A 15,667-nucleotide genomic window follows, 5' to 3' on the forward strand; every position below is an offset into this window, starting at 1 on the left:
CCGGTCCCTCGGCGCAGGCGGTGCTCGCCCGCCAGATGCAGGAGCCGCCGCGCTCGCTGCACGTGATACGCGCCACGGTGTCGCCCGCGCTGCAGCGCGTGATCGAGAAGTCCCTGGCGAAAGTGCCGGCTGACCGCTACGGCAACGTTGCTGAGTTCATCGCGGCGCTGGAGCACGCGAAGCGGTCGCCCGGCTGGGCGACGGGTCGGCGCTGGCGAGTGGTGCTTGGCAGCACGGCCGTGGCGGTGATGGCCGCGGCTGGGTGGCTGCTCTGGCCCAGGCCGCCGCGGCTCGACCCCCTCAAGATCGTCGTGTTCCCGCTGGCCGAGACCAGCGGCCGCAATGCGCTCGGCAGCGGAGAAGACCTGGCGCAGGTCATCAGCAGCGCGATGGAGCAGACGGAGCCCCTGCGCGTGGTGTTCGGGTGGACGTGGCTCACTCCGGGCGAGCGACGCGACGCCGCCCAACTCACCGCCGACCGCGCGCGGAGCATCGCCCGTGCCCAGGGCGCCCGCTACTACGTGGACGGCTCGCTGCTCCGCCTCGGCGACTCCGCCCGGGTGGCGCTCCGGCTGCACGACGCCGGGGCCGACTCTCTGCTCGATCAGCGCAGCGCTGCCGGGCTCGCGAGCGCCTCGGTGCTTCCCCATCTGGCGCTGACCACGGTGGCGCGCCTGTTGCCGCGTCTGCTGCCGACGGAGCGCGGGTTCGATCTTTCGGCCCTCGAGAAACTCGATCCCGCCGCCTTGGGCGACTGGTTGCTTGGCGAGCGGTTCTTCCGGCGCTCGCGTTTCGATTCGGCGGTGGCGTTCTACCAACGCGCGGTCGCGCTCGACTCGGGATTCACTTACGCGGCACTGAGGGGAGCTCAGGCGGCGGACTGGGCGAACGACACTACGCTCGCCGTCAGCCTGATCGACCTGGCGCTGCGGACGGGACGAGGCCTGCCGTTGAGGTATCGGGAATTTTCCGAGGGTTTCCGGTGCTTCCTGGCCGGCCTGGCGGACTCGGCGGCCTGGCACCTTCGTCGAGCCCTGGCCGGCGACTCGGGTTGGGCCGGCGCGTGGATGGAGTTGGGTGAGGTGTACTACCATCTCCTTCCTTCCGACGCCGACGGTGGGGAGACGGCGCAGGCCGCCTTCGAGCGCGCGCATCGTCTTGCCCCCGAGTTCTCGCCGGCACTGAGCCACCTCACGGAAATCGCGATCCGCAGCGGGGAACTCGGCCGCGCCGAGTCACTCGTCGCCGGTTTCCGTGCCGCCGACCCCGAGAGCGAGGAGCTGACCAGGCTGGAGTTGATGCTGGCCTGCGCGCAACGAGGCCCGCGGGCGGTGGGTTGGGATACCGCGGCGACGGCTCACGGCGTGGCGCTCGTCGAGGCGGCCAAGGCCGAGGCTGCCGGCTTCAGATTGCCGGCGTGCGCCGAGGCGGGGCTCCGCGCGGTGCTTCGCCTGAACCCCGACGACGCGTCGCTTGCCGGCATTCGGTGGGGAGCGCTCCTCGTGTTGCAGGGGCTGCTCGTCGGGGAAGGCCGGATGGCGAGCGCACGGGAAGTGCTGAATCGGGAGTACGCGCGGGGAGTGCAGCCGGTGCTCGGGATCTACGTCGTTGATGCAGGTCTGGGTGCCGGGACCGATAGCGGCGCGGCGCGCGCCGCGGAAACGATCGCGCGGATCTGGCCATTGCTGTCCGCGGTCTCGACGCGGGCTCTCAGGGATCTCGGTCTCCTGGCTTGGCGTCGCGGCGACCGAACGCGGCTGGATTCCATCGTGGCGATCCTGGCGACTCGCCTGCCGAAACACTGGCCATTGGACAGCGTGGAGTACGCCGCGATGGCCGCTCGCACGGCCCTGTGGCGGGGCGACACGATCGCCGCTATCGCGCGGCTTCGCGTGGTGCGCGCGGTGGGGTCTCAGGCCGATCTGGCGTGGACGTTTTCCGCCCCGGCGGCGGAAGAGCGGCTGCTGCTCGCCCGGCTCCTGTTGGCGCAACGGGACTACCGCGGGGCCTCGCGAGTGGCCGAAGTCTTCGACCATCAGCAGCCGATGGCGTTCGTGGCCTATGTGCCGGCCAGCCTCGAGGTCCGGGCCGCCGCGGCGCGCGGGTTGGACGAAGGGCGGGCGGTGGCCGGGTTCGAAGCGCGGCTGGCGGCGATTGACCGAGCGGGAAAGCAGGAAGCGCAGGAACGGTAGCTCCCCCCCTCAAGAGGAGGCCGTATCGCTGTTGGACACGTGGTCGGGCGCCTGGACGGGTGGCGAGGCGCCACCGAGTCCGCCCAACTGTGGTACTCCCCCCACTATCGGCCCGGCGCCGACGCTCGTGGCCATTCGTGAGGCAGTCTGACCGGAGGCTCCGCAGCCTCTTGAGGCAGCTGGAGCTTCGCTGGCAACGCAGGAGTTAGGAGGGAATATGAGCGCGAGAAGGTCATCCGTGGTCGCTATGTTGCTGCTCGGCTCTGTCCTGGGTGCCTTGCCGGTTTGGAGTCAAACAAGCGGCGGATCTGGAGGCGGCGGAGGCCAAACAAGCGGCGGATCTGGAGGCGGCGCGAGTCAACTCTCTTTTCTCGACAGGGTGTTCGCGAACATCACCGACATTGACGCTGGATACATCGTGGCGGGTTCGCCTATCGCGAACCACGGCACCGTAACGGGCAGCCTTAACGGTGTTGCGATGGAGGTTCTCTTTGGACTCGGGACTGTTGCTGGGACGACCTGTCCCAAGGCGGGGCAACCCCTGGCGCATTTCATCGTTCGTCGGCTCACTGCTGATAGAGATTCCTCTCGCACCGTTGGAGATTCTTCTCGCACCGTTAGAGGTCCTTCTCGCACCGTTCTCAAGGACACTACGGATACGATTGCGGCGCGCTTGGCGGAGATCCGGGTGTTGGTTCGACAGAGCGGCACGGATACGACCAGGGTCTATGTGCCGGACACCGCCGCGATGGGCCAGAGACTAGAGTGCCGGAGATCTTCACTGAACCTAGAAGGCGAGCTTGGACTTGAGTACAGCCGCCTCGGAGGTTTCCGGTCATCGGGGAACCTGCGGGCAACCGTGGACGAGTTGCCTACTGTGTCGTTCTATCTCAACCTCAACCTCCCCGGGCCCGGCTCGCACTTCATACCTTACCTCGGCGTCCACGCAGGGCTTGCTCAACTGACGAATACGCAGGCGAGCCCTGATACCAACAGCAGCTACACTGCGGCCGGCAACACCATTCAGGTCGGCGGTGCCATAGGGTTTGCGTTCTCATTGGGAGGCTGGGCACTGTTCGTCGAATACGATCGTACATACCAGACCTTTGATGGCATTTCCTGGAGCGCGCCAACCGCGGCTGGCGCAACGCCATCGACGCTTCCCCGGACGCTCAACCTCTCCGCAGAGACTTTCTCGATGGGCGGCCAGATCAGGTTCGGCAAGGCCGGAGGCGGGCCCCAGAGCGGCCACTGATGTAGGCGAGGCGTTTGCCGATCAACGCCGCGCCAGGGTCGAGCTAGCTCGTCGCCGGGATTCCCAGGGGACGCAGCAGGCTCGGCGATGATGCAGCGTCCAGCGTCATGGGCCAGCCGCGAAGGCCGATGCGTCGCGGGTTCGCATCCTTGCGTCCCGACTGCCTAAGCCAAGGCTCCGCGTGGAGTTGCGAGGCGTGGGCTCCTGCGCGCTGGAAGATCGGAGCGCGCTTCGCGGTTGGGCTCGAACCCGCGCATCTGGCCGCCTTCGACGGTGCACCGTACTGTTGGCCCTGACAGGCTCCGAAAGCGGTTTGGGTGCACGATATCCTCGAGCGGCTGCAGAGGGCGCTGGGCGATCGTTACGCGGTCGAGCGCGAGCTCGGCGCGGGTGGCATGGCCATGGTGTATCTCGCCGAGGACCTGCGCCACCACCGCAAGGTTGCGCTCAAGATCCTGCGCCCCGAGATCGCCGCCACGCTTGGCGCGGGCCGCTTCGCCCGCGAGATCGAGGTCGCCGCCCGCCTCCAACACCCCAACATCCTGCCGCTGCTCGATTCGGGGGAAGCCGAGGGCTTCTTCTTCTACGTCATGCCGTTCGTCGAAGGTGAGTCGCTGCGCGACCGCTTGGCGCGCGGGGGCGAGCTGCCCATCCACGATGCCGTCCGGATCCTGGTGGAAGTGGCGGACGCGTTGAGCCACGCGCATGCCCATGGTGTGGTGCACCGGGACATCAAGCCCGACAACATCATGCTCTCGGGGCGGCACGCGCTGGTGGCGGACTTCGGGGTGGCGAAGGCGGTGACGGAGGCAACAGGCCGCCAGGTGCTAACCTCAGCCGGGGTGGCGCTGGGCACGCCGGCCTACATGGCGCCGGAACAGGCGACCGCCGATCCGCACCAGGACCACCGGGTCGATATCTACGCGCTGGGCGTGCTGGGCTACGAGCTGCTGACGGGGCGGGCGCCGTTCTCGGCCACGACGGCGCAAGAGATGCTCGCGGCGCACGTCACGGCGGACCCGGAGCCTCTGGAGCAGTACCGGCCCACGGTGTCGCCGGCGTTGGCGGCCGTGGTGATGAAGTGTCTGGCGAAGAAGCCGGCGGATCGTTGGCAGACGGCGGAGGAGCTCCTCCAACACTTGGAGCCCCTCACCACGCCGAGCAGCGGGATTACTCCGGCACAGACGGCTCCGTTCGCCCGCTGGCGGTCCCGGCGCCGGAGGATGCTGCTGGGCACCGGCGTGTGCCTGGTGCTCGTGGTGTCCGTCGTGGACCTGGCGTATCGAGTGCTGCACGCCAAGCCGCTCGACATCACGGTCTCCAACATCGTGCATGTCACCAGCGAGCCAGGGATCGAGTTCCAGCCGGCGATCTCGCCGGATGGAAACGAGGTGGCGTACGTGGCCGGCCCAGTAGGTGCCTGGCGCCCCTTCGTCCGCGGCGCTTTCGACGTCGCGGGGGGAGCCGCGGTTCGTCTCGGGGACAACACGTTCGATCGTGCGTTGTTTCCCTCCTGGAGCGCGGATGGCCAGTCGGTGCGGTTCCTGGGTCACCGAGCAGGACGCTTCGCGTGGTACGAGACCGGGAGGCTCGGCGGGGCCCTCCGGCCGCTCCCGGTGCCGGCCGTGGCGGTGGCATGGTCCGCCGACGGCAGCCGCGCCGCCTTCGCGCGCGGCGACACGCTCTTCAGCGAACTGGCCGGGGATGCCGCGGCGCGAGTCGTAGGGATTCAGCCGGAGGGGAACGCGGATCTGCATTCGCCGGCCTGGTCGCCGGATGGAAAGTGGATTGCGTACGTCAGTGGCAATCTGGCGTGGCAGGTCACCGGCAACGTGGCTCCATCGTCCATCTGGATCATCAACTCGGGCGGGGGCACGCCGGTGCGGCTTACTAGCGACGCCAACCTCAATGTCAGCCCCACGTGGCTCGACACGCGGCATCTGCTGTTCGTCTCCAACCGCGATGGGCCACGTGCCGTATACGTCGCCGAAGTGGGGCCGAGAGGCATGCGAGGGGAACCGCGACTCGTCCCCGGGCTGACGGACCCGCATTCGATCTCTTACTCGATCGGCGCGAGGACTCTCGCGTGGGCACAGTTCACGACGCGGCAGAACATCTGGTCCTATCCGCTCGAGCGCACCGAGCCCGTCTCCATCCGCGACGGCCATCCACTGACCAACGACAATCAGGTGATCGAGCAGCACGACGTTTCGCCCGACGGGAAGTGGCTGGCCTTCGACAGCAACCTCCGTGGGAGCATGGATGTGTATAGGCTGCCGTTGGCGGGTGGTGCTCCCGAGCCGCTCACCGCCAGTACGCTTCAGGAGGAGGGGCCCCGCTGGTCGCCAGACGGTACGGAGATCGCGTTCTACTCCTACGTCAGCATGAGCCGGGCCGATGTGATGGTGATGCCCGCAGAGGGAGGCACGCCCGTGCGCCTCACCGGGAGCCTCAGGTTGAACCAACACCCGACCTGGTCCCCGAACGGCCTGCGCATCGCCTTTCAGTCGGATCGCTCCGGGTCGTTCGCGCTGTGGGTGCTCTCGCGCGACAGCATCGGCGGTCCCTGGCACGCGGCGGCACCGCTGGGCCACGGCGCGTGCGAGTTGCCCGAGTGGGCGCCGGACGGGAGTGCTGTGGCGTGCATCGACGAATCGTTCAACCTGCTGCTGATCTCACCCATGAGCGGCTCGGTGCTGCACCGCGACCTTCTTGCCCGGAGCAGGCTCGCCTGGGCGGGCGGGGTCCCACGCTATTCCCGCGACGGCAGGACCATCTATGCTTTCGCGACCCGGCCGGACGGTGGCCCTGGCATCTGGGCCATACCCGTGGTGCGCGGCCCGGCGCGCCTGGTGGTGGCGTTCGACGACCCGCCGCTCACCGGCCTCGGGTTCGTCAGCGTGGGCAAGGACCGGCTGTATCTCAGCGTGTCGCAGTCGGAAAGCAACATCTGGGTGGCGAAGCTCCGGTACTGAGGGGCGCGGCTGGGACGGACGCGGACGACCGATGGCGGTGTGAGACGGGACCCGGGACCCGGCGTCGGCCGTTGGCGGATCGCGCTTGACACTCTCACGGGCAGCGAGATAACTCCAAGCGTGACACACCTGCCTTCTGGCGTCGGACTCCACCTTCGATGGGAGGGAGTATGAGGCCATTCGGGACCCACGACCTGATGGTCGCCGTGTTGCCTGAGCGGGATGCCGCGCTGGATCCGAGCGAACCTTGCCCTGACAAGAAGACGTGCACTGGAAACGTCACCCTCAAGCCCAAGCCGAAGCCGCGCGTCACCAACGCCGACTTGGCAGCGCTCCGAGGTGAGCTGAGGGTCCTTCAGGCGAGGTAGCTAGGGGAAGGGGCGTCGGTGGCGCTCACCCCGCCCGCCCGGCTTCTCGACTGTCGCTTCCGCGCTTCGCCCGACTATGAGCTGAGAACGCTGGGGCGTCGCCGGGGACCGGTGCAGTTGCCGTCCAGCGAGCACGTCTTCGGTCGCAGAGCTGCCGGCCTGCTGAAGCCGATGCGGCCCGGCCCGCCGGTGCGCCTGGTGGATGCGGCCGGCGCGAGCCTCTGGCGCGAGTTAACGCGGCCGCTCCGTCTGTCGAGTCGAGCACGCGCGTCGCTGGGGGCGCGACCCCGCGAGAGGATCGCCGAGCTGGTGCTCGACGGGGTCTTGGAAGTCGAGTGCAGCGGGAGGTTCGTTTCCGGCGCGGCGGCGCATCCGCTGTTCTTTCCCGATGCCGACGCACCCGCCCCGGAGTCGAGGCCTGCCGACCTCTCGCTTCGGGCCTTGCGGTACGCCGCAGCCCTCGGGAGCGTCGACGCGCGCCTCCTCGCGTCCCGCCTGTACGGATTCAACACGCTCCCGGCTTCTCCCGATGCCCGCCGGCGCTGGCCCGATGGCGCTGGCGTCGCCGCCTTCCTGCGACCAGACCGATACGCTCACGACCGGAGCGTCGTGCCCAGCACCTCGGGGGCATGGTTCATCTGGCGTGTGCGCGGGGCGAGTCGGCCCTCACGCTCCGAGCCCTGCTACAAGCTGTACGTGAGCCCGCACGCCGATCGCCTGCCCGCGGCGCTCGACGAGGTCGTCCCGCGGCTGGCCGACGTCCGTGCCTTCGAGTGCAAGGTCGGGGGGGACATTCACGGTCTGCTGCGTCCGGACAAGTTGGTGGTGTATTTCCGGACCTTGGCCGCGCTCGAGGCCGCGGCTCGACGGTGGGCCCGCGCGCTTGCGGGGATGCCGCCTCACGGGGTCCCGTTCACGGCTGACCTCGGCGGAGACGGCCTGTTGTCGTGGGGACTGGACCCTCCGGGGGCCAGGCGGGGGCTCTCGAAGCAGGGCCCATCGAGCTGGCGCGACTGGATCACGCAGCGCCTTGCGGAGGCTCTCGTCGCGGCCCGGGACTCCATCCCGGCATCGGTGCCGGCGTGGCGCTTCGCCTTGGACCGCGTCGCGCTGGCGGGCGTGGATACGCGCACCTGGACGCCCGCGCCGTGGCTGCGGCGCACGGCGGCGTTCGGGTAGACGCGATGCCCCTTGCCGGTCCGCAGGTGCTGCCGCCGGACGTCCGGATCGTGCCCGTCGCGGACGCAGGCGCGCGCACGGGAAGTCGCCTCCGCCGGGACGGAGGCGACTTCACGGTGAGCCGGCCGGGCTCGCGTCACCACGCCAAGGTCGTGGGCCGTCAGGCGGCCGAGCTGCTCGCGCTGTTTCGCAAGCCCCGTCGCGTCGCTGACGCGGTGCTGGCATACGCCAGGCGGAACGGTCGAAACCCGGAGGCCGTGCTGGCGGCGGCTTTCCCCGTCATCCGCGACTGCTGCAACGCCGGCTTCCTCGTCGCCGCCGGTTCGCCGGAAGCGAAAGCCATCGCTCCCATGCTGCGACGCGGCGACCGCGTCGGCGAGTGGCGGATCGTGCGGTGCGTGCAGGCGCTTGAGGACTTTGAGGTCTACCAGGCCAGTGACGGGAGGGCGCCCGCCGCCCTCAAGATCCTGCGGCCCGGCGCGGGTGAGTTGCCGGCGTCGCTCCTGGCGAACGAGGCGCGCGTGGTGCGCATGCTCGCTGGCCGCGATGCGCCGCGGCTCCTCGGGGAGGGGACGCATCGGCAGCGCCCGTACGTGGTAACATCGTGGTGCAGCGGCGTGTCTCCCGCGATCGCGGCCGCCGAGCTGCGCGAGGTGGGGCGGCGGGACCAACTGCTCGCACTGTGCGGCGCCATCGCCGAGGCGTACGCACGCCTTCACGCTCTCGGCGTCGTCCACGCCGACGCGGACACGCGCAATCTGCTCGTCGCCGACAATGGGCAGGTCACCATCCTGGACTTCGGCTTCGCCCGGGTGCTCGACGACCGGGGGACGACCCACGGCGTCCCACGCGCCGGCGTCGGGTTCTTCGCAGAGCCGGAATACGCGAGGGCGGCTCTGAAAGGGCATCGGCCGCCGCCGGCAACCGCGGCGACCGACCAATACGCAGTGGCCGCCTTGCTGTTCGCCCTCCTCACGGGTGATTTCCACCTGGACTTCGCGCTCGAACAGCGGCGCGCGTTGCGGCAGATCGCAACGGCCGCGCCGCTCCCGTTCGCCCGGCGACACACCAGGCCGTGGCCAGGCGTCGAGCGCGTGCTGCGGCGCGCTCTGTCCAGGTCGCCTTCCGCCCGCTACGGCTCCATGGCAGCCTTCGCCGCATCCCTGCGGGCGGCGGGCCGGAGACAGTCGACTCGCGGCGGCCGGCGTGCCGGAGCATGGGACTCGGGCTCGGCGTCGCTGGCGCTCTCGAAGATCCTCAAGCAAGCCCTCCGGTCACTCGACCCAGCGGGACCGGGTTTCGCGGCAGTCCTTGCGCCCCCGACGGCCTCCGTCACGATGGGCGCTGCCGGCGTCGCGGCTGGGCTCTGCAGGCTGGCCTGCGCCTTGGACGACCCGTGGCTGCTGTCCGCTGCTGACGCTTGGCTGGTGCGGGCCGAGCGCGAAATCGGGCGGCCCGAAGCGTATTACGACGAGGCGATCGGTATCCCGGCCGACATAGTGGGGCGGACGACGCCGTACCACACGGCGAGCGGCATCCACCTGGTTCGCGCGCTGCTGAGTCTGGCCGTCTGCGATTCCACGTCCGCCGACGCGGCGGCGGCAGCGTTCGTGGCCGCCTCGCGCGGCCCGTGCCGGAGCTTCGACCTGACGCTCGGGCGAGCCGGCACCCTGTTGGCCTGCGCGATGCTGGCGGATGCGCTGCGGGCCGGCGGTGGCGCGGCGACACCGGCCGTCGAGCGACTCGGCTGGGCCACGCAGGGGCGACTGTGGCGGAGAATCGCCGGCTTTCCGCCGGTGCCGGGCTGCGCGCAGCTGCCGGTGCCGGGCCTGGCGCACGGGTGGGCCGGCGTGCTCTACGCGACTCTTCGGTGGCACGCCTCGGCCGGTGGACGCCCGCCGGACGGCTTGGAGCGGCGCCTCCACGAGCTCGCTTCCTGCGCCGAGCCCAACGGCCGCGGTGTAGCCTGGGCGTGTGACCATGCCGGGCCCGGCGAGGAGCCGTTCACCGGATACAGCTCAGGCTGGTGCGGCGGCTCCGCGGGCTTCGTCCACCTGTGGACCTTGGCCCACCGGGAGCTCGGGCGGCGAGAGTTCCTGGATCTCGCCAGGCTCAGCGCCTGGCATACGTGGGAGGGCCGCGAACGGGGGGCCACCCTGTGCTGCTCGAAGGCAGGCCGCGCGTACGCCCTCCTGAACCTCTACCGGCATACGGGTGATCCCGTGTGGCTGAGCCGTGCGCGCGCGCTCGGCGCAAGGGCGGCGCGCGAGGTGTTGACGCCGGGCCGTGCGCCCTGGCGTCCGTTCAGCCTCTACAAGGGGGATCTCGGGGTGGCGGTTCTCGCCGCCGACCTTGAGCGACCGGAACTCGCATGCATGCCGATGTTCGAAGATGAAGGCTGGCCGAGGCTCACGAAGACCTGACGCCGCCGGACAGTGAGAAGAGCCGTTAGCCCGATGGGCGTCCCTCGTCGGCATCGCCGGCCCATCAGGAGATAGCTGGTCTTATCGCGGCCCCCCCTCCTGCAGGTCGAGGTCGGCGGCGGCGAACCCCCGCGCCGGCGTCCCGGGCCGCGGGACCGGCCGCGGCGGCTCGGTCCAGCCGGCGAGCCGCAGCACATCCGCCGTTCGGCGGTTGACCTCGTCGGCCTGGGTCTCGCCCCGGCTGGCACTCGCCGCGAGATCGAGCCAGGACAGTGCCTCCTCGTACGCGTACCGCACCAGTGCGGCCTCGGACGCCAGCAGCGCGCTTCGGTAGGCGATCTCCGGCTCGCCACCGTGCTCGGCGTGACGGGCCACGTCGCCTGCGACGTCGCGTCCGTCATGCTCCGTCGCGGCGCCCTGCAGCGCGAGCGCCAGCGCTCGGTGCAGCTCGGTCAGGCGCGACGCGGTGACCTCGCCCCGCACCACGGCGGCGATCATCGGATGGGCGCATCGGTAGACGGCCTTCTCCCCGGCCAGGAGGTGCCGCTCGACCAGCTCGTCGGCGAGCGCGGCGGCCCTCAGGCGCGAGACGCCCAGCACCGCCGAGAGCACGTCCACGCGGCACCCGGCGCCGGCCACCGCCACCACGGCCAGCAGGTCGCGGAGCACGTACGGCAGGCGCGCCACCCGCTCGGCGATGGCCATCTGCACGGTCGCCGGCAGCGGGAACTCGTGCATCCCGTAGGGCTCGGTCGACGCAGCCGTCCATTCGCCGCGCGCCTCGTCCACGGCGAGGAGCCCCTGGGCGAACAGCGTCTTCAACAGCTCCACGACGTGCAACGGGTTGCCGTCCGTCACGTCGAACACGCGCCTGGCGAACCGCCGCGCGCCCGACGCGCTCTTGAGGTGGCCCATCTCCCGGATCATCTGCCACACCTGCTCCTCGGTGAGTGCGGGCAGCGGGACCACGATGGCGCGGGAACGCGCGCGGAGCGCGCGGCACAGCCGGGCCGCGGGTGCGTCGCGCTCCAGCTCGTCCACGGCGAGCGCCGCCACCACCAGCGCCGGGCTGGTCTCCAGGCGGCGCACCAGGAAATGGAGCAGCGCGCAGGTGTCCGCGTCGCACCACTGCAGATCGTCCACGAACACCACGGTCGGCCGTTCCGCCGCCACCGCGAGCAGCACCTCGACCACACCCTCGAACAGGCGCCACCGCTCCGTGGCACGCGCGGGAGCGCCCGGCTCCGGCACGGCCGGGAAGCGCCGCCGCAGCTCGGGCACGAGCCGCGCGACCTCGCTCAGCCACTCCGCCTCGGTCGTCGAGGCGCCGGGAGCCTCGAGTGCGCCGCGCAGCAGCTCCACCACCGGGCCGAACGGGATCCCGCTCCTGGCATCGTAGCCGCGGCCGCGCAGCACGGTCCCTCCCCCGGTGGCCACGAAGCGCAGGAAGTCCTCGCCGAGACGCGTCTTCCCGACGCCGGCCTCGCCCTCGATCAGCACCAGGGCGTCGCGGCCCGCCGCGGCGGCCGTCCACGACCGGGTGAGCAGGCGCCACGCCTGCTCGCGGCCGATCAGGCTGCACTCGAAGGAGGGAGCGACGGGATCGGGCGTGCGGCGCGGCGCCCGGGCGCGGCGCACGCCGCTCTCCGACTCGATCCGGCGCAGCAGCTGCTGCAGCGCGCCGCTCGGCGCGGCGCCGAGGTCGGCCGCGAGCCGATCGCGGTAGGCGGCGAAGCGCGCCAGGGCCGTGCCGCGATCGCCCGCGAGGTACCAGGCCTCCATCGCCGCCCGGGTGGCCTCCTCGGACATCGGCTCGCACTCGATCCAGGCATCGGCCCACGTCGCCGCCTCGTGCCAGCGCGACGCAGCCGCCGCGCGCCGCGAAAGCTCCGCCGCCGCCTCCTCGTAGACCCGCGTCAGGCGCCGCCGCCGGGCCGTCACCCATTCGTCGAAGGCGGGGGCGCGGTGCGGCGCGAGACCGTTCAGGAAGTGCGCGACGTCGAAGCGAGCCGCCTCGCCCGGATCGCGCCGCGCCGCCTCGAGGAAGGCCGTCACGTCACACGCGACCGGTCCCGTCAGCTCGACCGTGGTGTGCTCGACGTGCAGCTGATCGCCGATCCCGTCGCGAATCCGTTTCAGCGCCTGGCGCAGGGAAGCCCGAGCGGCGTTCTCGGGGAAGTCGCCCCACAGGAGCGTGGCCAGCTCTTCGCGTGAGTGGGGACCGGGCTCCAGGGCGAGATAGGCGAGCAGCGCCAGACACTTGGGCGAGGCGATGCCGCGCGCGGGTTCACCGTGCGGGAGCGCCACTTCGGGGGGGCCGAAGAGGTGGAAGGCAATGCCATCCATGGCGCCGCCCAGCCTGGGACCCGGGCTAAGGTACGCACCGCCCACGGCGCCGCAAGGTGGCATTCACGCGCCGTTCACGCGGCATTCACGCGGACTCCGCTATGGTGGCGGGTCGGGTTCGGCGCAGTGCACGCTGCAACCCGTCCCCGAGGGAGGCACCTGATGGAGGGACACAGGGAGCTGGTCCGGATCAAGCTGACCCCGGCCCAGCGAGAGGTGATCCGGAAGGCGACCGGGAAGAAGGCCGAAGCCCTCGAGCTTACGGCCGAGGAGTTGGAAGAGCGCATCGCCCCGATGCGGGCAATGCGCGCTCCCCTGAAGTAGGAGTCGCGCGGCCCGGCGGCGGGCCCGCCGTCCCGGCCTGGCGCACGACCTCCCCAGCGAGCGCTACCCCCTACGCCGCCGGTGCGCTTATCGGCAGCTTCCTCACCCGCCGTCGCCGCGAAGATGGCGTTGCAGACGGCCGCCGCGACACTTCAGGGTTGGGCGACCGGCGTCGGTACGCTCCGGTTGGTCTCGTCGCCGGCGCCGAGCTGGCCCCTGGTGTTGAGGCCCCAGCACAGCGGCGCGCCCTGCACGGTGATGGCGCAGGTGAATTCCTTCCCGGCGGTCAGGGCGCGAAACACCTGCGCCCCGCCGACGGGCACCGGCACCGCGCTCCGGTCGCCGGCGCTGCCGTTGCCGAGCTGGCCGGCGTTGTTGTCGCCCCAGCACAGCACGGCGCCCTCGGCCGTGAGCGCACAGGTGTGGGAGAACTCGGTGCTCACCGTCCGGTACGCGCCCGTCCCGTGCACGGCGGCGGGCTTGGTGCTGCAGGGCATCGGCGGCGTGCCGCACTGCTCGAGGAGCGAGTCGATGCCCAGCTGGCCGAAGCAGTCGGCACCCCAGCACAGCAGGGCCCCGTTCGCGTCCACTCCGCACGTGTAATCGAACTGCGCCGCCGAGTGCACGATGCGGAAGGCGGCGGAGGCGGGCACCCGGGACGGCACCGAGCTCTGCGCGCGCGGGGCGTTGCCCAGCTCGCCCTGCTCGTTCCGCCCCCAGCACCAGGCGACGCCGTCGCGCGCCAGGGCGCAGGTGTGGTAGAAGCCGGCGCTGATGGAGCGGAAGGCGACGTGCCCGCCGACCAGCGTCGGCACCGTGTGCCCGCCGCTGGTGCCGCCCGCGCCGAGCTTCCCGCCCGCGTTGCTGCCCCAGCAGTACGCCGCGCCGGCCGTCGTGACCGCGCACGCGTGGGTGTCGCCCGCGCTGATGGACTGGAAGGCGACGCCTTCGATGCCCACCTTCGCCGGCCGCGCGCTCGGCACCTGCGAGCCGATCCCGAGCTGGCCGAAGCGGTTGGCGCCCCAGCAGTACGCGACGCCCGAGGTGCTCAGCGCGCAGGTGAAGCCGTTGCCCGCGCTGATGGACGCGAACGGAACGCTGGTCGCGACCTTGACGGGCTTGGCGCTGCAGGCCTCGTCCCCGCCGGCGCACGACGCCGTCACGGCCGGATTCCCCAACTGGCCGTTCGCGTTGCTGCCCCAGCACCAGGCTGCGTGCTGCGGCGTCAGGCCGCACGCGTGGTCGGCCCCCGCCGTGATCGAGTCGAGCACGAACGGCGGCGCCTGGGCGCCGGCCACGGCGACCCCCGCAGCGAGCAGCGCCAGCAGGAAGCCCACGGTCGCCGGGCAGGGACGGTATCTAATGAAAGGAACTCTCATGGCTCACCCCGAAGAGGCCCACCCGCGACTGATAAGTGAGTGCGCCAGCGCGTCGCGCAAGGGGGAGGGGCAGACCGGGTCTTCGGAAGGCGGTTGCGGAGCGCGGCCGGGACCGCCGGAAGCTCCGCTTCACGCCGTCAGGACCACCTTGCCGAGATTCCGGCGCTCGTGCAGGTAGCGGTGCGCGGCGGCCGCGCCCTCGCGCGTGAGCGGGAAGGTCCGGTCCACGATGGGCCGGATCTCGCCCGCGGCCACGGCGCGGTAGATCTCCGTCAGCGCCGGGCGCAGCACGGCCTCCTGGTCCCACAGGTGGAGCAGCTGCACGCCGAACACGCCCTGGTTGCGCTCCACCAGCCACAGCGGGTGGAAGCGCGGCGTCCGGAGGTACGCGCGCCCCGCCTCCAGCCAGCTCCGGCGCGCGCCCGGCATCGCCTCGCTCAGGCCGTAGACCACCAGCCTGCCCAACGGCAGGAGGAGCCGCCGGCACGCGGCCGTCGCGCGGCCGCCGACGGGGTCCAGGGCCACGTGCACGCCCGGCGGCCGGCGCCGCCGAACCTCCGATTCCCAGTCGCCCCGCGCGTCGAAGCAGGCCGCGGCACCGAGCTCGCCCACCACGAACTCGCGCTTGGCCGGACTGCCCGCGGTGCCGACGGCGGTGAGCCCGTGCCGCACGGCGAGCTGCACCGCGGCGGTGCCGACGCCCCCGCCGGCGCCGAGGATCAGCACCGTCTCGCCGGCGCGGGCGCGGGCGGCCTCGAACAGGCAGACCCACGCCGTGAGGAAGACGACCGGCACCGCGGCCGCCTGGACCGGCGTCAGCCCTTCGGGATAGCGGAAGGCCTGGCGGGCGGTGACGATCACGTCGCGGGCGTAGCCGCCGCTCGGGAGCATGGCGACGGCGCGGTCGCCGACGGCCCAGCCCGTCACGGCGGAGCCGGCGCGCACCACCACGCCCGCGACCTCGAAGCCGGGGCTGAACGGGCGCGGCGGCATCACGCCGTAGAGGCCGGCGCGCTGCAGGAGGTCGGCGAAGTTGACGCCGCTGGCGTGGACCTCGAGGTGCAGGTCGCCGGGGCCGAGGTCGCCGAGCGGCACGTCGCGCTCCACCAGCGCCTCCGGCGGACCGAGGCGGTCGATCAGGACGGCGCGGGTGGTGGCGCGGGGCATCCGGGGTTCCTCGCGGCGGCCGGCGGATTCATCTTTCCGGGATCCAGGCACGGCATCCT

The 15,667-nt window shown here is 71.5% G+C and carries 9 protein-coding genes; 6 read left to right on the top strand and 3 right to left on the bottom strand.

The features are described from left to right. The 5 genes from VMF70_12900 to VMF70_12920 form a co-directional block, all read left to right on the top strand. A partial coding sequence (locus VMF70_12900; GenBank protein ID HTT68915.1) for a hypothetical protein occupies positions 1-2,192 on the top strand: 2,192 nt, incomplete at its 5' end. A gap of 379 nt (positions 2,193-2,571) precedes the next feature. Continuing rightward, positions 2,572-3,447: a hypothetical protein gene (locus tag VMF70_12905; GenBank protein ID HTT68916.1), complete on the top strand. Its 876-nt coding sequence runs from the start codon at positions 2,572-2,574 to the stop codon at positions 3,445-3,447. A gap of 317 nt (positions 3,448-3,764) precedes the next feature. Continuing rightward, a complete protein-coding gene (locus VMF70_12910; GenBank protein ID HTT68917.1) occupies positions 3,765-6,422 on the top strand; it encodes a protein kinase in 2,658 nt (885 codons plus the stop codon). 386 nt (positions 6,423-6,808) lie between these two features. After that, positions 6,809-7,969: a hypothetical protein gene (locus VMF70_12915; protein ID HTT68918.1), complete on the top strand. Its 1,161-nt coding sequence runs from the start codon at positions 6,809-6,811 to the stop codon at positions 7,967-7,969. Continuing rightward, a complete protein-coding gene (locus VMF70_12920) occupies positions 7,939-10,392 on the top strand; it encodes a lanthionine synthetase LanC family protein (GenBank protein HTT68919.1) in 2,454 nt (817 codons plus the stop codon). The genes VMF70_12915 and VMF70_12920 overlap by 31 nt, the downstream gene beginning before the upstream one ends. Before the next feature lie 81 nt (positions 10,393-10,473). Here the strand turns inward: VMF70_12920 and VMF70_12925 are convergent, their stop codons facing one another. After that, positions 10,474-12,738, bottom strand: a complete 2,265-nt coding sequence (locus tag VMF70_12925) for an AAA family ATPase (protein ID HTT68920.1) — start codon at positions 12,736-12,738, stop codon at positions 10,474-10,476. Between the two features lie 162 nt (positions 12,739-12,900). Here VMF70_12925 and VMF70_12930 point away from each other — a divergent pair, with 162 nt between their 5' ends. Next, on the top strand, positions 12,901-13,062 hold the full coding sequence (locus VMF70_12930; protein HTT68921.1) for a hypothetical protein: 162 nt from the start codon (positions 12,901-12,903) through the stop codon (positions 13,060-13,062). A 152-nt stretch (positions 13,063-13,214) separates the two neighbouring features. Here the strand turns inward: VMF70_12930 and VMF70_12935 are convergent, their stop codons facing one another. Both VMF70_12935 and VMF70_12940 read right to left on the bottom strand, forming a co-directional pair. Continuing rightward, positions 13,215-14,441, bottom strand: a complete 1,227-nt coding sequence (locus VMF70_12935; protein HTT68922.1) for a hypothetical protein — start codon at positions 14,439-14,441, stop codon at positions 13,215-13,217. 129 nt (positions 14,442-14,570) lie between these two features. Then, entirely contained in the window at positions 14,571-15,608 is a 1,038-nt protein-coding gene (locus tag VMF70_12940; GenBank protein ID HTT68923.1) for a zinc-binding dehydrogenase, read from the bottom strand. Positions 15,609-15,667: the final 59 nt, after the last annotated feature.

The organism is Gemmatimonadales bacterium (genome assembly GCA_035502185.1).
In the GTDB taxonomy this organism is placed as follows: Bacteria; Gemmatimonadota; Gemmatimonadetes; order Gemmatimonadales; family JACORV01; genus Fen-1245.